The sequence below is a fragment of the Fundidesulfovibrio terrae genome, assembly GCF_022808915.1.
Taxonomy (GTDB): domain Bacteria; phylum Desulfobacterota; class Desulfovibrionia; order Desulfovibrionales; family Desulfovibrionaceae; genus Fundidesulfovibrio; species Fundidesulfovibrio terrae.
Window position 1 is genome coordinate 400,926 of the sequence record NZ_JAKZFS010000001.1, and the last position, 18,343, is coordinate 419,268.

At 67.9% G+C, this 18,343-nt stretch carries 16 protein-coding genes; 10 read left to right on the forward strand and 6 right to left on the reverse strand.

Features of this window, described 5'->3' with window-relative positions; translation table 11 throughout:
* The first annotated feature begins 85 nt into the window (after positions 1-85).
* From radC to aroC, 4 genes are all read left to right on the forward strand, one after another.
* On the forward strand, positions 86-772 hold the full coding sequence (radC, locus tag ML540_RS01860; protein WP_243358148.1) for a RadC family protein: 687 nt from the start codon (positions 86-88) through the stop codon (positions 770-772).
* Between the two features lie 48 nt (positions 773-820).
* Positions 821-1,096, forward strand: a complete 276-nt coding sequence (locus ML540_RS01865; protein WP_243358149.1) for an acylphosphatase — start codon at positions 821-823, stop codon at positions 1,094-1,096.
* A 21-nt stretch (positions 1,097-1,117) separates the two neighbouring features.
* Positions 1,118-3,628: an endopeptidase La gene (gene lon, locus ML540_RS01870; RefSeq protein ID WP_243358151.1), complete on the forward strand. Its 2,511-nt coding sequence runs from the start codon at positions 1,118-1,120 to the stop codon at positions 3,626-3,628.
* Between the two features lie 120 nt (positions 3,629-3,748).
* A complete protein-coding gene (gene aroC / locus ML540_RS01875; protein WP_243358152.1) occupies positions 3,749-4,804 on the forward strand; it encodes a chorismate synthase in 1,056 nt (351 codons plus the stop codon).
* Here the strand turns inward: aroC and ML540_RS01880 are convergent.
* The 4 genes from ML540_RS01880 to ML540_RS01895 all read right to left on the reverse strand — a co-directional run bounded on the left by ML540_RS01880 (position 4,787) and on the right by ML540_RS01895 (position 8,900).
* Positions 4,787-5,230 (reverse strand): hypothetical protein, encoded by a 444-nt coding sequence (locus ML540_RS01880; RefSeq protein ID WP_243358153.1) that lies wholly within the window; start codon positions 5,228-5,230, stop codon positions 4,787-4,789. The genes aroC and ML540_RS01880 overlap by 18 nt on opposite strands.
* Before the next feature lie 50 nt (positions 5,231-5,280).
* Positions 5,281-7,089, reverse strand: a complete 1,809-nt coding sequence (locus tag ML540_RS01885; protein WP_243358154.1) for a protein-disulfide reductase DsbD family protein — start codon at positions 7,087-7,089, stop codon at positions 5,281-5,283.
* Positions 7,090-7,150: 61 nt separating this feature from the next.
* Positions 7,151-8,407, reverse strand: coding sequence for a putative Na+/H+ antiporter (locus tag ML540_RS01890; protein ID WP_243358155.1), 1,257 nt, complete (start codon positions 8,405-8,407; stop codon positions 7,151-7,153).
* Between the two features lie 25 nt (positions 8,408-8,432).
* Positions 8,433-8,900 carry a chemotaxis protein CheX gene (locus tag ML540_RS01895; protein WP_243358156.1) on the reverse strand — a complete coding sequence of 156 codons (468 nt, stop codon included), beginning with the start codon at positions 8,898-8,900 and terminating at the stop codon, positions 8,433-8,435.
* 356 nt (positions 8,901-9,256) lie between these two features.
* On the opposite strand from ML540_RS01895, the gene ML540_RS01900 reads away from it, so the two are divergent.
* Positions 9,257-10,363, forward strand: coding sequence for a J domain-containing protein (locus ML540_RS01900; RefSeq protein WP_243358157.1), 1,107 nt, complete (start codon positions 9,257-9,259; stop codon positions 10,361-10,363).
* An 86-nt stretch (positions 10,364-10,449) separates the two neighbouring features.
* Here ML540_RS01900 and amrA read toward each other — a convergent pair whose 3' ends face one another.
* On the reverse strand, positions 10,450-11,004 hold the full coding sequence (gene amrA, locus ML540_RS01905; RefSeq protein ID WP_243358159.1) for an AmmeMemoRadiSam system protein A: 555 nt from the start codon (positions 11,002-11,004) through the stop codon (positions 10,450-10,452).
* 49 nt (positions 11,005-11,053) lie between these two features.
* Between amrA and ML540_RS01910 the strand changes: the two genes are divergently transcribed.
* From ML540_RS01910 to ML540_RS01930, 5 genes are all read left to right on the forward strand, one after another.
* The gene (locus tag ML540_RS01910) at positions 11,054-12,121 is read left to right on the forward strand and encodes a glycosyltransferase family protein (protein ID WP_243358161.1); all 1,068 of its coding nucleotides are present in this window, start codon (positions 11,054-11,056) and stop codon (positions 12,119-12,121) included.
* Between the two features lie 2 nt (positions 12,122-12,123).
* The gene (locus tag ML540_RS01915; RefSeq protein WP_243358163.1) at positions 12,124-13,194 is read left to right on the forward strand and encodes a glycosyltransferase family protein; all 1,071 of its coding nucleotides are present in this window, start codon (positions 12,124-12,126) and stop codon (positions 13,192-13,194) included.
* On the forward strand, positions 13,181-14,788 hold the full coding sequence (locus ML540_RS01920; protein ID WP_243358165.1) for a glycosyltransferase family 2 protein: 1,608 nt from the start codon (positions 13,181-13,183) through the stop codon (positions 14,786-14,788). Before ML540_RS01915 ends, ML540_RS01920 begins: the two co-directional genes overlap by 14 nt.
* A gap of 139 nt (positions 14,789-14,927) precedes the next feature.
* The gene (locus ML540_RS01925) at positions 14,928-15,785 is read left to right on the forward strand and encodes a diguanylate cyclase domain-containing protein (RefSeq protein WP_243358167.1); all 858 of its coding nucleotides are present in this window, start codon (positions 14,928-14,930) and stop codon (positions 15,783-15,785) included.
* An 11-nt stretch (positions 15,786-15,796) separates the two neighbouring features.
* The gene (locus tag ML540_RS01930; RefSeq protein ID WP_243358169.1) at positions 15,797-16,486 is read left to right on the forward strand and encodes a protein phosphatase CheZ; all 690 of its coding nucleotides are present in this window, start codon (positions 15,797-15,799) and stop codon (positions 16,484-16,486) included.
* Between the two features lie 57 nt (positions 16,487-16,543).
* On the opposite strand, the gene ML540_RS01935 is transcribed toward ML540_RS01930, so the two are convergent.
* Positions 16,544-18,229 (reverse strand): PAS domain-containing sensor histidine kinase, encoded by a 1,686-nt coding sequence (locus tag ML540_RS01935; protein ID WP_243358171.1) that lies wholly within the window; start codon positions 18,227-18,229, stop codon positions 16,544-16,546.
* Positions 18,230-18,343: the final 114 nt, after the last annotated feature.

An 18,343-nucleotide genomic window follows, 5' to 3' on the forward strand; every position in this document is an offset into this window, starting at 1 on the left:
GTTTCCGCTACTGCTGTCCAGTAGGCGGCTTTTTTCCGCACTTTATCGTCCGGAACGCTCTCGGGACTTGCGCAAAGGCAGGATCATGCTTACAAAAAAGGACCGTCCGCACTACCTGGGCCACAGAAGCCGCCTGAAGGACCGCCTTCGGCAGGATTCCCGGGCCCTGGCGGACTACGAGATCCTTGAACTGCTCCTGGGCTACGCCAACCCCAGGCGGGACAACAAACCCCTGGCCAAGGCGCTTTTGGCGCATTTCGGCAGCCTGCGCGGCGTTTACCAGGCCCGCGAGACCGAATTGGCCGCCGTGGACGGGGTGGGCGAGGGGCTGACGGCCTTTTGGGCCCTGTGGCGGGAGTTTCTTGCCCGCCTGGGCGAGCAGGACGTGCGCGAGCGCGTGCTGGTGGACGACCCCGGAGTGGTGGCCGATCTCGCCCGCGAGCGCCTGGGCAACCTGGCCACCGAGGAATTCTGGGTGCTCCTGCTGGACGGGGCCAACCGGGTGCTCGGCTGGGAGCGGGTCAGCCGGGGGACGGTGGACCAGACCCCGGTGTATCCGCGCGAGATACTGGCCCTGGCCCTCTCCCGCCAGGCGGCCGGGGTGATCATGGTGCACAACCATCCCGGGGGCGATCCCAAGCCCTCGGACAAGGACCGGGAGATCACCCGGCAGGTGTCGCTGGCGGCCCACGGGCTGGGGGTGAGGGTGCTGGACCACGTGATTGTGGCGGGCAAGCAATATTTCAGTTTCAAGAAGGCCCGTTTGATGTAGAGTGGCTGCCATAATCCCATGGCGGAACATTGCAGGGAGGAGCCGAAAATGCCCCGCACCATGCACTGCCTCGTCGAAGGGCGCGTCCAGGGAGTGGCCTACAGGGCCTTCGTCCTGGACGAGGCGCGCGATCTGGGGCTTACGGGCTTCGCGCGCAACCTGCCCGACGGGCGGGTGGAGGTTTTGGCCCAGGGGCAGGACCAGGCCCTGGCCGAGTTGGAGAAACGTCTGCGCAAGGGGCCTTTTCTTGCCCGCGTGGACGCCGTGGACGTGGCCTATCCCGATCATGAGGCGCGGTTCGAGGACTTCCGGATCAGACGCTGACACGAAATCAAGGAGCGATCCATGAGCATAGACATCGACAACGACACCGCCGTGAGCCCGCTGCCCGAGGAACCGCACGAGCATCCCGTTTCCGAGGACCCCACCGCTCCCGGCCCGGACCAGGCCAAGCTGGACATCCCGGCCATCCTGCCGGTGCTGCCGGTGCGAGACATCGTGGTCTTCAACTACATGATCCTGCCCCTGTTCGTGGGCCGGGAGAAATCCGTGGCCGCCGTGGACGCCGCGCTCAACTCCAACCGCTACATCCTCATCCTCACCCAGAAGGACGAGAAGGTGGACGAGCCCGGTCCCGACGACCTCTACGCCACCGGCACCGTGGGCATGATCATGCGTATGCTCAAGATGCCCGACGGACGCCTCAAGGTGCTGGTGCAGGGCCTGACCCGCGCTCGCGTGCGCCGCTTCACCAAGACCGATCCCCACCTGGAGGCCCTGGCCGAGGTGCTGGAGGAGGCCGAGACCAAGGACGTGGGCGTGGGCGAGGAAGCCATGATGCGCGCCGCCCGCGAGCAGAGCGAAAAGATTCTCTCCCTGCGCGGCATCTCCGCCACGGACATCATGAGCGTGCTCAACTCCGTCAACGAGCCGGGCCGCCTGGCCGACCTCATCGCCTCCAACCTGCGCATGAAGGTGGAGGAGGCCCAGAAGATACTGGAGACCCTGGAGCCCGTGGAACGGCTGGAGCTGGTGAACTCCCAGCTCAACAAGGAGGTCGAGGTGGCCTCCATGCAGCACAAGATCCAGTCCATGGCCAAGGAAGGAATGGACAAGGCCCAGAAGGACTTCTTCCTGCGCGAGCAGATGAAGGCCATCCGCAAGGAGCTGGGCGAGGGCCAGGAGGAAACCGACGAGCTCGACGAGCTGCGCAAGGCCATCGAAAAGGCCGGGCTTCCCAAGGAGGTCAAGACCGAGGCCGACAAGCAGCTCAAACGGTTAAGCTCCATGCACCCGGATTCCTCCGAGGCGTCGGTCATCCGCACCTACCTCGACTGGATCACCGAGCTGCCCTGGAAGAAGATGTCCAAGGACCGCCTGGACATCAAGCAGGCCAACGCCATCCTCCAGGAGGACCACTACGGCCTGGAGAAGGTCAAGGAGCGCATCGTGGAGTATCTCTCCGTGCGCAAGCTGAACCCCAAGATGAAGGGCCCCATTTTGTGCTTCGTGGGGCCTCCGGGCGTGGGCAAGACCAGCCTCGGGCGCTCCATCGCGCGCTCGCTCGGGCGCAAGTTCGTGCGCATGTCCCTTGGCGGCATGCGCGACGAGGCCGAGATCAGGGGCCACCGGCGCACCTACATCGGCGCCATGCCCGGGCGCATCATCCAGTCCATCAAGACCGCCGGCACCAAGAATCCGGTCATCATGCTGGACGAGATCGACAAGGTGGGCGCGGACTACCGGGGCGACCCCACCTCGGCCCTGCTCGAGGTGCTGGATCCTGAACAGAACTTCTCCTTCCAGGACCACTACCTGGGGGTGCCCTTCGACCTGTCCAAGGTGATGTTCGTGTGCACGGCCAACATGCTCGACACCATCCCCGGCCCGCTCCTGGACCGCATGGAGGTGATCCAGATACCCGGCTACACCGAGCAGGAGAAGGTCAAGATCGCGCGCAAATACCTCCTGCCGCGCCAGGTGAAGGAAAACGGGCTCAAGAAGAACGACATGGAGATGAGCGATCAGGTTCTGGGCAAGACCATCCGCGAGTACACGCGCGAGGCCGGGCTTCGGAACCTGGAGCGCGAGGTGGGCACCATCTGCCGCAAGCTGGCCCGCAGGAAGGCCGAAGGGGAAACGGGTCCGTTCAAGGTCACGGGCAAGCTGCTCCCCAAGCTGCTGGGCATTCCGCGCTACCTGGAGGAAGAGAAGGAGCGCGAACTGCCCCCCGGCGTGGCCGTGGGCCTGGCCTGGACCCCTGTGGGCGGCGTGATCCTGCACATCGAGGTGACCACCATGCCCGGCAAGGGCGCGCTCATCATGACCGGCAAGCTGGGCGAGGTGATGAAGGAATCCGCCCAGGCGGCGCTCTCCTACGCGAGGGCCAAGTCCGAAAAGCTGGGCATCGACCCGGCGTTTTTGGAGAAGCGCGACATCCATATCCACATCCCGGCTGGCGCGACCCCCAAGGACGGCCCGTCGGCGGGCGTGACGCTGGTGACGGCGCTCATTTCCGCGCTCACCAACACGCCCGTCTGCAACGACGTGGCCATGACCGGCGAGATATCCTTGCGCGGACGCGTGCTGCCGGTGGGCGGCATCAAGGAGAAGATCCTGGCGGCGGTGTCCGCCGGCATGAAGCGCGTGCTCATCCCGGCGCGCAACGAGAAGGATCTGGCGGACATCCCGGCCGAACTGCGCGGGCGCATCAAGGTGAAGCTCATCGAGCGGATCGACGAGGTGTGGCCGCTGGCCTGCGGCATCGAGCCGGAAGAGAAGCCTGCCGAGAAGCCGGTGGCGAAGCCTGAAGTGAAGAAGGCCGCGCCCGCAAAGGCCGCCGCCAAGAAGAAATAGTCCGGATCAGCGATTGAAGAAACGACGGCCCGGAGGCGCAAGCCTCCGGGCCGTTTTCGTTTGATTGATGCAGCCTTCCCTCTTGCCCCGCGCCCCCCATCCGGGCTAGCGTGCCCGCCCATGAGCGCAAATACCTTCGGAAGCCTCTTCAGGCTCACCACCTACGGCGAATCCCACGGCCCCGCCATCGGCGGCGTCCTCGACGGCTGCCCGGCCGGACTGCCCCTCACCGAAGCCATGATCCAGCAGGGCCTGGACAAGCGCCGCCCCGGCCAAGGGGGCACAGCCTCCACGCCCCGCAAGGAGGCCGACAAGGTCCGCATCCTCTCGGGCGTGTTCGATGGCGTCACCACCGGCATGCCCATCGGGTTCATCATCGAGAACACCGACCAGCGCTCCCACGACTATTCCGACATCAAGGACGTGTTCCGGCCCGGCCACGCCGACTTCACCTACCAGGCCAAGTACGGCATCCGCGACTACCGGGGCGGCGGCCGCGCCTCGGGCCGCGAGACGGCCGCGCGCGTGGCCGGGGGCGAGATCGCCCGCCAGCTGCTCGCGCGCCACGGCGTCACGGTGTACTCCTACACCAAGGAGCTCGGCGACATCCCGGCTCAGTGCATGGACCCGGTGAACGCCCGCAACCGTCCCTTCTACGCTCCGGACGACTACGTGGTGGACATCTGGGAGGACCGGGTGCGCCAGGTGAAGGCCGAGGGCGACTCCCTGGGCGGCGTGGTGTGCGTGACGGCCAAGGGTGCCCCGGCGGGCCTGGGCGAGCCGGTTTTCGACAAGATCGACGCGCGCCTGGCCTACGCTCTCATGGGAGTGGGCGCGGTGAAGGCAGTGGAGATCGGCGAGGGCCTTCAGGCCGCGCGCAACTACGGCTCCAAGAACAACGACCCCCTCACCAAGGACGGCTTCGCCTCCAACCGGGCGGGCGGCACGCTCGGCGGCATCAGCACGGGCCAGGACATCGTGGTGCGGTGCGCGGTGAAGCCCATCGCCTCGGTGGGCATCGAGCAGCGCACCATCACCGTGACCGGCGAAGAGACCACCATCACGGTGGGCGGCCGCCACGACATCAGCGCCATCCCGCGCATAAACCCGGTGCTGGAGGCCATGGTCTGCCTGACCCTGGCCGATTTCTGGCTGCTCTCAGGACGGGGAATCTGATTCGTCGCCCTGCTTGGGCGCGTATCTGGACATGATCCCATAGAGGATGATGGTGGGCACGGCCGTGAACAGGAGTTCCGGCCACATGGCCACGTTGTCGCGCGCCGTGAGCTCGGCGTAGCACTGCAGGAAGTAGGTGACTCCGGCGTAGGCGATGGCCACGCGCATGGGGTCCACCCCCTTGGCCATGAGCGTGAAGGCCGCGGCGAACACCGCCGGGAAGATCGTCCATGCCCCGAGGATCATCCATGCCCCGTCGCTGGTCATGGTCAGCTTCAGCTTTTCCAGCTCGCTTACGTCCAGGGGGAAAAGCCTCGAGAGAACCCATGTGGCGGTCGCCGTGGCCGCAAGCGCCCCGAACAGGACGATCGCCCCGGTCTTGGGGGCCATGGGGCGTTTGAATTCCGGTTTGCTGTCCTTGCTCACGATCCCTCCGCATGAATGATTCCGGCCCCCGGGCGGGCCGGTGTCGACGGTTATTTCCCCTCGCCGAAAGCTTCCTTGAGGGCCTCGCCCAACTGGCCCGACGTGAACAGATCCCGCAGGACCACGGGCTTTTTCGCCTCCTCGCCCTTGGGGAAGGCCGCCGCCACGGGGATGGAGGCCGAACCCAAGGCGCGCAAGAGCGCCATGGCCTCGGGATCTTCGCGGGTGAGGTCCACGCGCATGGCGATGAAGCCGTGACGTTTCTGGAGCTTGGCCACGGCGTCGCCAGCGAGCACCGTCTTCTCCAACGCCTTGCAGGTGGGGCACCAGTCCGCTGTGAAGTCCAGGAGCAGGTTCTCCTTGCCCAAGGCCTGGTTGAAGGCGGCCTTGTCGAAGGGGCGCCAGACTGCGGTTTCGGGCGCCGGGGGCGTAAGGGCCCAGAAGCACGCGCCCACGGCCAGGGCCATGGCAGCCGTCCGGATAGCCCAGCGGGTGAAGGGGCCTTGGGACAGGTTGGTCCAGGCCCCCCAGGCGTGGCAGGCGAATGCGGTGGCCAGCAGCGCCGCCAGGGCCGGAAGCAGCAGGGCCTGGGGCAGGATGGTCAGGAAGTAGAGGCAGGTGGCCATGATGAGAAATCCGGCCAGCTTCTCCAGGTGGTTCATCCAGGCTCCGGGGCGGGGCACGAAGCGGGTCAGCTCGGGCCGCGCGGCCAGCACCAGGTAGGGCGAGGCCATGCCCACGCCGATGCCCACGAACACGGTCATCACCACGGCCACGGGCTGCAGGAGGGTCCAGGCCAGCACGCCGCCCAGAAATGGCCCGGAGCACGGCGTGGCCAGGAGCGTGGCCAGAAAACCCGTGGCCAGGGCCTGGGTCTTGGGGCTGTGGCCGGGGCGCGCGCCGATTTTCAGGTCCACCACGGGCAGATGGAACACCCCGAAGAGCGAAAGCCCCATGGAGAAGAGCACGGCAGCCGCGCCCAGGATGAGCCCCGGCTGCTGGAAGAGCTGCCCCCAGGCCATCTCCGCCGCGCCCAGAACCACGGCCATCACGCAGAAATAGGCCAGGATGCCCAGGGCGAAGAAGACGTTGTGGCTGCGGATCTTGGCGTGGCGGTCGCATCCCTGGTCCAGTGAGCACGCGGCCAGCAGGCTCGAGAGCTTCAGACAGGCCACGGGCAGCACGCAGGGCATGAGGTTCAGGATGAAGCCGGCCAGAAACGCCAGGGGCAGGGCCTTGAGCAGGCCGTTCACCTCCAGCCGGGGGCTGGCGGAGCGGGGCGAGAAGGTCCAGTCCGTCGCCGCCGGGGCGGCCTTGGCCACACTCTCCAGCACCGGCGTGGACGGGGACTGCCGGGCCAGATCGGCGAACCGGCCCCACCAGGGCTGCTTGTCCGCGGGAGCGGGTGAGGGCGCCTCCTTTGATGAGAAGGTGGTCTCGATGGACATGGGCCAGCAGCTGGTGTCCGTACAGGCCAGCAGGCTCACCTTGGCCTCCAGGCCGAACTCCGGCGGGGCGTCGGCGGGCAGGGGCACGAAGATGGGGGTGGGGCCGTCGTACACGGCCACGGTCTTGTCCTTTTCGAAGAGGTCGAGGGTGGCCTTGCCGGGCGGGTAGAGCACCGGCAGGGGAGTGCCCCTGGGGGTGAGCGTGGCCTGGACCCGGGTGGGCATGCCCGCCTCGGAGGGTTCGTTGCCGTAGGTCTTGTAGCCCTGCCCAGGGGTGAGCCAGAGTACGGCCACGAGCCCGCCTCCCGGCAGGGAGGCCAGCTCCCAGCTGGTGGAGACCGGCGTGGGCTGCGCCCGCAGGGGGGAAGCCAGGGCCAGCAGAAGGGCCAGAACCGTCAAAAATCCATGCATGCAGGGCTCCGGAAGGTCGATTGCGGTATACGCCAGCGCTTCGAGACAGGTAAAGCAGAAACTATGCCGGGAAGGCGAGGAAGACCGCGGCGGCCACGGCGGTGGGGACCAGGGCCGCGGCCAGGAGCCACAGCGGGTTTATGACCTGGTCCTTGAAGCCGTGCTTGAGGATGGAGTAGCCCGCCGGATTAGGGGCGTTGGCGATGACGGTGAGTCCGCCGCCGGTGACGGCCCCGGCCAGCAGGGCATACTTGTTCTGGTCGGAGAGGCCCTCCACCAGCGTACCCAGGTAGGTGAGGGCGGCGTTGTCCGTAACGGCGGTGAGGCTCACGGCTCCGAAGTACAGGGCCAGGGAATCCATGCGCGCAATCAGCGCCTGCACCCACCAGCGCTGGGCCGGTCCGAGCACCACCAGGCCGGCCAGGAACACTCCCACCAGCAGGCCCTGGCGCAGCATGAGCCCGGACTGGTGCCCCCTGTAGGCGTCGGCGAAGCCCAGGAAGGCCACGAACACCGCCAGAAAGGCCACGGGGTGGTGCAGCAGCATCACCAGGAGGACCAGCGCGAACAGGTGCACGGCGGTGATCCAGGCCGGAATGTCCTCCCGCGCGGCCTGATGGGTGTGCGCGTCGATTTTCTTCAGCGTGCCGGAGAACGCGGCGGTGAAGAGGGCGGCGTTCACCACCACGGCGATGGCCGCCTTCCAGCCGAAGGTGGCGAACATGAAGGCGAGGCCCCAACCCCAGGCGGGCGCGCACATGATCACCGGGGGGGCCGCGAAATGGGTGAGCACGCCGCCGATGGAGATATTGACGAAGAGCGTTCCCGCCAGGGCGTATTTGAAGATTTCAGGCAGGGGGTGGTGGAAAAACACCAGGTAGAGGATGAGCGCCGTGACCGTCATGGCCGCCGGTTCGGTGATGAGCGACCCCAGAAGCGGCCCGGCCGTGAGCGCCGTGAAGCAGGCGGCCACGCCCATGGGCAGCGGGAGCCTGGCGGCCAGGCCCATGATGGCCCTGGTGGCCGCCGAGACGATTGGTTTGGTGGAGGCCACGACCATCACCGCGAACACGAAAGCCGGTTCGGTGAAGGAGATGGACTCGATGTAGCCGATGGCGGCCGACGGCCCCGTGACCAGGGCCAGCAGGGCCAGGAAAACGGCGGCCCAGAAGCCGAAGACCGCCTCCACCTCGCCCAGGAGGTGCCACAGCCCCTGGTGGGGGCTTTCGAGCCTGGACCTCTTCAGGAATCGTCCGGCCAGGAAGGTGTGGACCACCGCCGCGGCAAAGGCGGCCGTGCCCAGGATCGTGGCGGGCAAGGCGGGCTGCATGGCCGGCAGAGCGCTACTGGAAACAGAATTCCACGGTGAAGTCGCCGTGCTCGGAGGTGAACGGGATGGCCACCACCGGACCGGACGAGACGTGGGAGATGGTGTGGTTGTCGCCGAAAATCACCGTGGGGGTGGACGCCTGCATGGTGAGGCCCATCTGGGCGAGCCCGGCGCGGGCCTGACCGGAGATCATGTTGGTGATTTCGCCCACGGCGTCCTTGGCGTCCTGCACGATGTCCTGGATGTCGTCGCCGAGCATGTTCTTGACGATGGCCACGGCGCACTTCTTGGAGAATGAGAGGGAGATGCTGCCCCGCTTGTCGCCGGTGAGGCCCACCACGGCGGACACGTCCCCGGCGGCGGCGTCGTTTTTCTTCACGTAGGGCTTTCCGGGAGTGGGATCGATCATGGCCATGGTGGAAAGCACGTGTTTGGTGGCTTGAACGAACGGCTTGGCAATCTCGGCATCGGTGGCGTTCATGACCGGTCCTTGCATCGTATCATATCCCGAATTCGGGGGGATGACGGGATGGTTTTGCGTGTGCGAAAGCGGGGAAATTTCCCCTTGAGCTACAACTAGTAGCGTTTAGGAGAGGGTAAATTCAAGGTATTTTTCCGGGCGGGCTGGAAGTAAAAATGATGTATTATTCTGAAGAGAAAGCTCTTTTTTGTGGTTTCCTTGCCATTTCCCCGTGGGTGATGTAGGCCATTGCGAAGACGCCGTGGGCCTCGCGCCGGAACCTGGTTTTTCCCGGGCCGCGCAGCCCCGGGCCGCAACGGGCGGCCCGGGCCGCTTCCCTCCCGGACCGGCCGGATCGCCTCACGGCGGACATCACAATGCAGAGCCGCCAAGAATCAGCGACCCAATACAGAAACCGGGCCACCGGCTACTCCGACGCCGACTGGGGAGCCCTGGAAAAACGGCTCTCCGACACCCGCGATCTCCTGCGCGACATCCTCTCGCACCTGCGCCGCGTCCTGGACAACCTCAAGACCGCCGGCAGCCACTACCAGAGCACCGGGCGAGCCTGGCGCAAAGCCGACTCCGCCGCTGACGGCTACCGCCGCCAGTGGGGGCATCGGCAGGAAGGTCCTGCCGCCGGTGCCCGAAACGCCCAGGGGACCACCGGCTCCTCCCGCTTCCAGTCCACCGCGTCCCAGTCCAAGACTTCCGCCAGCGCCGCCGGCTCCTCCGCCGGATCTTCCGCCAGGCAGACCACGTTCACGGGCGGCTCCAAAACCGCCGGACAATCCGCCACCGGCGGGGCGTACAAGTCCACCTTCGACCGGCAGGCAGGGGCGGGCTTCTCCTGGAGTTCCCGGCCCAAGACCGGCGCGTCGGCGTCGGCGTCGGCGTCGTCCGCCGGGAGCGCCGGGGCCGGAACGAGCGCCAGGGCTGGCGCCGGGACGGGCACTGGAACGGGCGCCGGAACCGGCTCCTCGCAGCAGCGCACGACCTGGACGGGCGCGCAGGGCGCGTCCGGCGCGCGGAGTGCGAAACCTGGTTCCTCCGGCACGGGCAGCGCCGGCGGATCGGCCTGGAACGCCGGGTCATCAGGGGCCGCAGGGGCGGGAAGGACGGGCGACGCGGGCTCGAAGGAGCGCGCGCGGCAGGCCGGCGCCCAGCATGAGCGCCAGGAGCACCGCCACCGCACCACCGGTCCGGGGGGGGGCTCCAGCTATCAGGACTACAAGCAGCGTTCGCACAAGTCTCCCCTGGGGCACGGCCGCATGACCCTGACCCAGGCATGCGCTCTGCTCAGCATCACCTATCCCTGCTCCGCCGACGACATCAGGGCCGCCTACCGCAAGCAGGCCCGCCGCCACCACCCTGACCTGGGCGGTGATGAAGAGATGATGAAATCCATCAACCAGGCGTACGAACTGGCGCTCTCCTGGTGTTCGCCCCTGCGCGGCAAGACCACGGCCACCTGGGCCGCCTAGCTTCCGACCGCCCACAGTCCCCTGAACGGGAATCCAAGGGCTTCGCCCTTTGGCCGCCGGAGGCTTCCCCCTCTCCTAGCCCCGCCTTAAAACACCACCGCCTCGAACCAGTATATCTCCGTGGCGGGAAGCTTCCAGGCTCCCTGGGGCAGTCCGGCCTTGCAGCAGGTCTGGGCGAGGAAGGTCTCGCGGTCCCATTTCCATTCCACGGGCACCTGCGGCAGCAGAAGCCCCTGCCTGTGCCCCTGGCGCATGATGAGGCCGTGGCGGCCCACCTCCACCAGTTCCGGGTCAGGGCAGCGGGAGATGGGGCCCAGGATGGAGATGCCGATGCACACCTGGGGGAACTCCTGCGTGGTCAGGGGCGGGAAGCGGGGGTCCTCGAAGGCGGCGGCGCGGGCCATTTCCGCGATGGTCAGGTACAGGGGCTTGTCGCCCACGATGTGGCCGATGCAGCCGCGCAGGCAGTTGTTCACGTTCAGGGTGACGAAGGCCCCGAGGGGCTCAAGCAACGTGTCCGTGGGCGGTTCCGGGGGGCACCAGCCACGCTCGCCCTCCAGGGCCGAAGCGATGCTGCGGGCGGCCACGTCCTTCAAGTAGGTCTTTTCCGTATCGGTGAGTTCGAACCTGAATTCGTCCATGGAGGCTCCTGTTCGGGCCAGACTAACATGCTTGCCCGGACCTTGCCAGATGCCCTACAGAAAAACCATGCGCATCCTGTGTGTGGACGGTCCCTACTTTTTGCGCGCCCTTGCGGCGCTGGGGCACGAGACGCTTTCCATCGGCTCGTCGCCGGGGGTGGACGTGCGCCTGACGGAGCCCATGACCCTCAAGCTCCTGCTGGAGACGCTTTCGTCCCGGAGCTTCGCCCCTGACGCCCTGCTCTGGGCGGACACCAGCCAGCCGCCCACCGTGGCCGGGCTCGAGCTTCTGCCCTGGCCCAGCATTGCCTACTCCATCGACCAGTACATGAATCCCTGGCACCAGTCCTACAGCGCCGGGTTCGACGTGGCCCTGGTGGCCCAGAAGGACTACGTGCCCGCCTTCGCCGCGGAGCACCCGCGCCCGGCGCGTTGGATGCCGCTGTTCTGCGATCCGTCGCGCGACCGCGACGAGGGGCTCGAGCGGGACATCCCGGTGGGGTTCGTGGGCACGCTGGACAGCCCGGCCAACCCCGGGCGCAGGCCGTTCCTGGAGGCGTTCAAGCGCCTGGCTCCCCTGGTGGCGGTGAGCGGGGACTACCGGCCGGTGTTCGGGCGCAGCCGCATCGTGCTCAACCAGTCGGCGGCGGGGGAGGTCAACTTCCGGGTGTTCCAGGCGGCCGCCTGCGGGGCGGCGGTGCTGACGGAGGACACGGGCAACGGACTTCGGGACCTGTTCACGCCGGGCGAGAACCTGCTGGTGTACGAGCGCGGCGACGCACGCGGCGCGGCGCGCGCGGCCCTGGCGGCCCTGGCCGATCCGCGCCTGCCCGATATCGCGCGAGCCGGGCGGGACGAGGTGCTGGCCCGGCACGGGGTGCAGGCGCGCTCGGCCGAGCTGGCCGCGATTTTCCGGGAGCTCGCGGCCTCCGGGGCGCACCGGGAGAGGCTCGCGCAGCGCGATGCCGTGCGGGCGCGCATGGGCAACGCCTACCGGATACTGGCCCTGGACGAGGGGCTGCCCCTGCCCAAGAGCCATCGCCGCTTCTACCTGGAGCTGGCCTTCAAGAACGACCCCGGGTACGAGGGGCTCACCATCTATCCCGCGTCGGACTGAGAATGCTGACCATCGCAACCTACTCCCTGGACCTCCCCACCTACGCCTGCGCGCGCCTGCGCCTTCTGGGCCCGGCCTCGGCCCTGCGCGGCCGGGTGGAAATGCGCTGGGCGGCGGTGAGCGACGGGCGCGACTACGCCATCGACGCCTCGGCCATGGACGGCGCGGACCTCGTCGTCTTCCAGCGCTACTTCCCCATGCGGGAGACCTGGCCTCTGGTGGAGAGCGCCTTGGCCTCGGGCGTGCCCGTGGTCTACGAGGTGGACGACAACTTCCTGGCCGTGCCCGAGGGCCATCCCATGCGCGTGCGCCTGGCCGCGGTCGAGCCGTACGCCAGGCGGCTGCTCGAAAGGGCCGACCTGGTGACGGTGAGCACCACGGAGCTGAAGAGGGCCTTCGCGGGCCTGGCCGCCAAGGTGGAGGTGCTACCCAATTTCCTGGACGAGCGCCTGTGGGGGCATGCGTCGGGGTTCGGCGTCCGGGCGGGCCTGGCTGACGGCCCGGCCCGGGACTGCCCGGAGGACGCGCCAGGGGAGGGGCCGGTGCGGATCGTGTTCGCGGGCACGCCCTCCCACTTGAGCGACCTGGCGGCGGTCCTCCCGGCCCTGGCCGCGGTGAAGGCCCGGTACGGCTCCGGGGTGGAGCTCACGTTCATGGGCTGCGCTCCGGAGGGCCTGGCCGCGCTCTGCCTGCCGTTCAACGAGGATTACGCCGGATACGCGGCCGCGCTTGCGGCCCTGGACGCCCACATCGGCATCGCGCCGCTTGCGGACAACGCCTTCAACCGCTGCAAGAGCGCGGTGAAGTGGCTGGAGTATTCGGCCCTGGGCATGGCCGGGGTCTACGCGGACCTGCCCCCGTACGCCCGGGTGCGCCACGGGGAGACGGGCTTCAAGGCCGGAGGCGATCCGGCCGCGTGGGAAAAGGCCCTGACCGCCCTGATCGGGGACCCTGCCCTGCGCCGGGACATGGGAGCCAGGGCGCGCGCCGAGGCGTTGGGCCGCTGCGGCCTCGAAGCCGGTGCCAAGGGATTTTTCGCCGTGTGGCAGAGGACGGCCCATGCGCGCTCCTGATTTCGACTGGGAGGGGCTTCCCGCCGCCCTGCGCCACGGTCTCGTGCTGGGCGGGGTGGGCAAGCCGCACCTGGCGGAACTGGCCCGCCTGGCTCTGGAATCCCCGGCCACGGCGCGCCTGGGGCTGGATATTCTGCTGGCGGCCTGGGAGGCCGGCCCGCTGGACGGCGGCCTGGCCGGGCTCCTGGCCGGCCTGGACGCCAGGGCGCGTTTTCTGGACCCCCGGGTGCGCGCGGCGGTGGACGCCTGTGCCGGGAACTGGCGCGCGCCGGATCAGCCTGGAGACTCCGGCGTCGTGGCGGCCATGGCCCAGATGGCCGCGCGCCGGGCGCACGGCGAGCTGCTCGCCCTGCTCATGGACCGCTTCAGGGAAGACCCCGGCAATCTCTTCTGGCGGCAGCACCTGCTGGACCTGGCCTACCTGCTGGGCCACCGGGAGGCGGCCGGCCGCTGCCTGGACGCCCCCTGGCCGTCCGGCCTGAAGGCCGTGCGGGACAAGTGCCGGGGGGACGTGCTCTTCCAGGGCGGAGACTTCGAGCAGGCGGCGCGTTCCTACGGAGCGGCGCGGCTCCTGCGCCCGGCCAGGGCGCGGCTGGGGCAGTGCTTTTTCAGGCTGGGCAGGCTCGCCGAGGCGGCCGGGCAGTGGCGCGCGGCAGCTTCGCAGGCCCCCTGGAACGCCAACCTGATCCTGCGCCTGTACGACCGGCTGGCCGGGCACGACCTGCCGGATGATCCCCTGCCAGGGCGCGTGGTGGTCTGCCTGTACACCAGCGGCAAGGCCCGGGAGGTGGACGAGACGCTGGCGGCCCTGTTCGCCTCGGAACTGGGCGGGGCCAGGGTCGTGGTCCTGGACAACGGCAGCTCGGACGGCACCGCCCAGGCGCTGGCCGCCTGGAAGGACCGCGCCGGGGAGCGACTGGAGGTGGTTTGCCTGCCAGTGAACGTGGGCGCGCCCGCCGCGCGCAACTGGCTCATGCGCCACCCGGCGGTGGCGGGCAGCGACTTCACGGCCTACCTGGACGACGACGCCCTGGTGCCGCCGGACTGGGCGCGCCTCCTGGGGCGCGCCGTATCGAGCTATCCTGACGCCGGGGTGTGGGGCTGCAAGGTGGTGGACCTGGCCCAGACCGGGCGCATCCAGAGCGCGGACATCAACCTGCTGGAGGACGCGGACGGGCTCCCGGCCTTCTCCTCGCTGTGCTCCCAGGACCTGGACTTCGGCCAGTTCGACGCCGTGCGCCCCTGCCTGTCTGTCACGGGGTGCTTCCACCTGTTCAGGACCCCGGTCCTCATGGAGTGCGGCGACTTCGACATCCGTTTCTCCCCCACCCAGTACGACGACCTGGACCACGACCTGCGCCTGTGGGGCATGGGCCGCGCGGCGGTCTGCCAGGGGCACCTGGCGGTGCGTCACGCCAGGCTCTCCGGGTCGCTCCTGCGTCAGGACCCCCAGGCCACGGCCAACAGCGAGGCCAACCTGAAAAAGCTCGCGGCCAAGCATCCCCCCGAGGAGCGCAGGCGCCTGCGCGAGGCCGTGCAAACCGCGCTTCTGGGCGACCTGCGGGCCAAGACCGCAGCCCTGGCGGACGGTTAGCGCCCGATGGCGTCCCGAGGCCCGGGACCCTTCACGGAATGTATTCGCGAGGTGGGCAAACTGTAACCTTTCCTCCATTGCGACAGAGGGTAAAATCGGCCATCATCGGCTTGCCGGTGTACCGGCTGGAGTCACGCCCATGCCCATCTGGAACGTCCTCGAGCTGAGCTTCGATCCCGCCTGCCTCGCCAATTCCAACGGCCGCTTGCTCCATGTCAACGGCGCGTTCCAGGACATGCTGGGCATCGGCCAGGAGGAACTGTCCAGCGTCTCGCTGCCGGAACTTGTGGGACAGGCGGGGTTTGCGGACATCTCCAGGAACGCCGAGGCCGGGACGTCGCTCTTCAGGCGCCTGAAGGTCCGGGCCAAGGACGGAACCTTCCTGCCCGCGGAGGCCCACTGCCTGCGGCTGCCGGAAACGGGCGAGCTGGCCATGGTGCTCAGGCCCACGGCGTCCTACTCGCCTGTCGAGGGCGCGGAGCACATGGCCCTGCACGACGCCCTCACGGGGCTGCCCAACCGGGTGCTTCTGCTGGACCGCATGCACCAGACCCTGGCCCGCACCAAGCGCCATGGTGATTTCGCGGCGGTGGTGTTCATCGACCTGGACGGGTTCAAGCCCATCAACGACACCTACGGGCACGAGTGCGGCGACGAGGTGCTCAAGGTCACGGCGATGCGGCTTTCGCAGACGCTGCGCGGCGACGACACGGCGGCGCGCATCGGCGGGGACGAATTCGTCATGGTGCTGGGAGAGCTTCGCAACGGGCTCCACGCCGGGCTCACGGGCAATCGGGTGATAAAATCCATCACCCAGCCCATCGCCTGGAACGGCGTGTCCGTGAGGGTGAGCGCGAGCCTGGGCATCGCCGTGGCCCCCACAGACGGCATGGAACCGGAAATCCTTCTCAAGAAGGCCGACGAGGCCATGTACGTGGCCAAGAAGTCAGGCAAGAACGGTTACTCTTTCTTCAACGAATCTAGTTATTTCGAGTAGGCGAGGACAGCATGGACGCAGCCAACCTGGACGCCCTCGCGGCGCAGCTGACCGAGCGTTTCAAGCCCTTCATCCGCGAGGCCGTGCGCGAGGCCGTGCGCGAGGAGCTGGCCCAGGTGGCGGGCAAGCACCTGGGCGGCGAGGACTTCTTCAGGCATCTGAACGAAGAGATCATGGGGAGGCTCGGCGACATCTACCGCGAGATATCCTCTTTCCAAGGTCCCGGGGCGGCCCAGGCCAACCCGGAGAACGTGGCCCAAGCCGGGGAGCTCATGGTGGAGGCGTCCCAGCGCCTGGACCAGGTCATCCAGGCTACGGAAAAGGCCACCTTCGAGATCATCGCCCTGGTGGAGCGCAACATGTCCTCCCCGGACGAGCTCATCGCCATGTTCCAGAAGGGGGTCTGCGACCAGGAATCCAAGGAGACCGCCACCAGGCTGTGCCAGAAGCTCTCCGAGGACCTGATCGAGATCATGACCTGCCTCTCCTTCCAGGATCTTACCGGCCAGCGCATCAAGCGGGTCATCGACATGCTGGGCAAGGTGCAGGGCATGGTGGCCGAACTCTACGTGTCCACCGGCATCCTGATGAAGGCCCAGGAGCGGGAGCCCGGCCAGCCCCTGGAGGAGCTCAAGAAGGACGCCAAGGCCAAGGTGTCCCAGTCCGAGGTGGACGACCTGCTGGCCCAGCTCAACTTCTAGTGTGGCGTCCTCAAAACAGGCATTCGCCTGAGCCCCGGGGGGGCGGGGCGCGAAGCGCTAGTCCTTGCTGGAAGCCCCTCCGTTATTTCCCGCACAGGATACCCAGTCCAGGATGCGCCTGAGATCCTGCATGGCCACGGGTTTGGCTAGGTAGTCGTCCATGCCGGCCTCCAGGAATTTCTCGCGGTCGCCGGCCATGGCGTGGGCGGTCAGGGCGATGATGGGGATGCGGGACATCCCCGCGTATTCCGGCGAGGTCCGGATGACTCTGGTGGCCTCCACGCCGTCGAGCACGGGCATTTCCACGTCCATCAGCACGCAGTCGAAGCCTCCCCCGGCGACCTTGGCCAGGGCCTCCCGCCCGTCGCCCGCCGTGTCCACCCCGTGCCCGGCCTTTTCCAGCATACGCCGGATGGTGAGCTGGTTGGTCCGGTCGTCCTCCACCAGGAGCACCCGCAAGGTTTTGCGGTCGGCGCAGACGCGTCCGGGCCGAGGAGCGGGCCGCGCGCCCTTGCCGGGCAGCCCGAAGGGGAAGGTGGCGCTCATGCGCGTCCCGGCTCCGGGGTGGCTCGTAATGGAGATGTCCGCGCCCATCATGGCGGTCAGGCGCTTGACTATGGCCAGGCCAAGCCCGGCCCCGCCCGTCCTGCGGACATAGGAACCGTCCGCCTGGACGAAGGGCTCGAAGATGCGCCCGAGCTGTGAGTCGGGGATGCCGCACCCGGTGTCGGAAACGGTGATGCGCACCGGCACGGGTGATGGAGCCTCCTCGGAGGCCAGCTCGGCCTGGACCGTGACTTCCCCTGCATCCGTGAACTTGATGGCGTTGCCCACCAGGTTGAGGAGAATCTGCCTCAGTCGTACCTCGTCGCCCATAAGCCGGTCAGGCAGGCGGGGATCGACGCGGAAATCGAGGGTGAGTCCTTTTTCCCGGGCGGCGGGGGCGAAAAGGGCCAGGACGCTGTCGCGCACCTCGGCCAGGCTGAATTCCACGTCGCGCAGGGTGAGCGTGCCGGATTCCACCTTGGACAGGTCCAGGATGTCCGAGAGCAGCTGGGCCAGTCGCAACGACGCCTGCTCGGCCGTGCGCACGTACTCGGCCTGCTCCTGGTCGAGTTCGGTGGTGGCCAGCAGCTGGAGCATGCCCAGCACCCCGTTGAGGGGGGTCCGGACCTCGTGGCTCATGTTGGCCAGGAACTCGGATTTGGCCCTGGTGGCCGCTTCGGCCTGCTCCTTGGCCTGGAGCAGCCTGGCCGCGGCCTCCTTGTGGGCGGTGATGTCCCGGGCGATGCCGAACAAGCCGATGATGTTGCCGCGCCTGTCCTTGAGGGGGCCCTTTGTGGAATGAAAGGTGAGGATGCGGCCGTCCGTGCTGCAGATGCAGATTTCCTCGAAGGTGGCGGTCGCGCCGGATTCCATGACCGTGCGGTCCCGTTCCATGAGCGTGCGTGCCGTCTCGGGACCGAAGCACGCCGTATCGTCGCGGCCGATGATTTCGTTTGCGGGTTTGCCGCAGAATGCGGCCCCGGCCTCGTTGATGAGCAGGTAGCGTCCGGCGGTGTCCTTGGCGAACACGGCGTCGGTGGTCCCCTTGAGGATGGCGGCGAGCAGGGCCTGGCTGCTCACCGGGGCGTTCGCCAACCCTGGCTCGCCCTGCACGCAGGCTTCAAGCTCCGCGAGACGAAGCCGCGCGGCTTCGAGCTCGGCCAGGATCTGCTCCCTGGGCTTCTCATCATCCTGCATGACTGCTCCGGAGGGCGGCGCGCTGAAACTGCTTGGCGCCCGTTTTCAGGTGCCGGTAACGCCATAAGAAGTTTAAGTATTGATGAATTATGTTAAAAGTAGCAATGAGTGATC

Coding starts and splice junctions, on each gene's coding strand:
- radC (WP_243358148.1), top strand. CDS start 86: ATGCTTACAAAAAAGGACCGTCCGCACTACCTGGGCCACAGAAGCCGC.
- ML540_RS01885 (WP_243358154.1), bottom strand. CDS start 7,089: ATGCATGGATTTTTGACGGTTCTGGCCCTTCTGCTGGCCCTGGCTTCC.
- ML540_RS01895 (WP_243358156.1), bottom strand. CDS start 8,900: ATGAACGCCACCGATGCCGAGATTGCCAAGCCGTTCGTTCAAGCCACC.
- ML540_RS01910 (WP_243358161.1), top strand. CDS start 11,054: ATGCCCTACAGAAAAACCATGCGCATCCTGTGTGTGGACGGTCCCTAC.
- ML540_RS01920 (WP_243358165.1), top strand. CDS start 13,181: ATGCGCGCTCCTGATTTCGACTGGGAGGGGCTTCCCGCCGCCCTGCGC.
- ML540_RS01915 (WP_243358163.1), top strand. CDS start 12,124: ATGCTGACCATCGCAACCTACTCCCTGGACCTCCCCACCTACGCCTGC.
- ML540_RS01930 (WP_243358169.1), top strand. CDS start 15,797: ATGGACGCAGCCAACCTGGACGCCCTCGCGGCGCAGCTGACCGAGCGT.
- aroC (WP_243358152.1), top strand. CDS start 3,749: ATGAGCGCAAATACCTTCGGAAGCCTCTTCAGGCTCACCACCTACGGC.
- lon (WP_243358151.1), top strand. CDS start 1,118: ATGAGCATAGACATCGACAACGACACCGCCGTGAGCCCGCTGCCCGAG.
- ML540_RS01900 (WP_243358157.1), top strand. CDS start 9,257: ATGCAGAGCCGCCAAGAATCAGCGACCCAATACAGAAACCGGGCCACC.
- ML540_RS01935 (WP_243358171.1), bottom strand. CDS start 18,229: ATGCAGGATGATGAGAAGCCCAGGGAGCAGATCCTGGCCGAGCTCGAA.
- amrA (WP_243358159.1), bottom strand. CDS start 11,004: ATGGACGAATTCAGGTTCGAACTCACCGATACGGAAAAGACCTACTTG.
- ML540_RS01865 (WP_243358149.1), top strand. CDS start 821: ATGCCCCGCACCATGCACTGCCTCGTCGAAGGGCGCGTCCAGGGAGTG.
- ML540_RS01925 (WP_243358167.1), top strand. CDS start 14,928: ATGCCCATCTGGAACGTCCTCGAGCTGAGCTTCGATCCCGCCTGCCTC.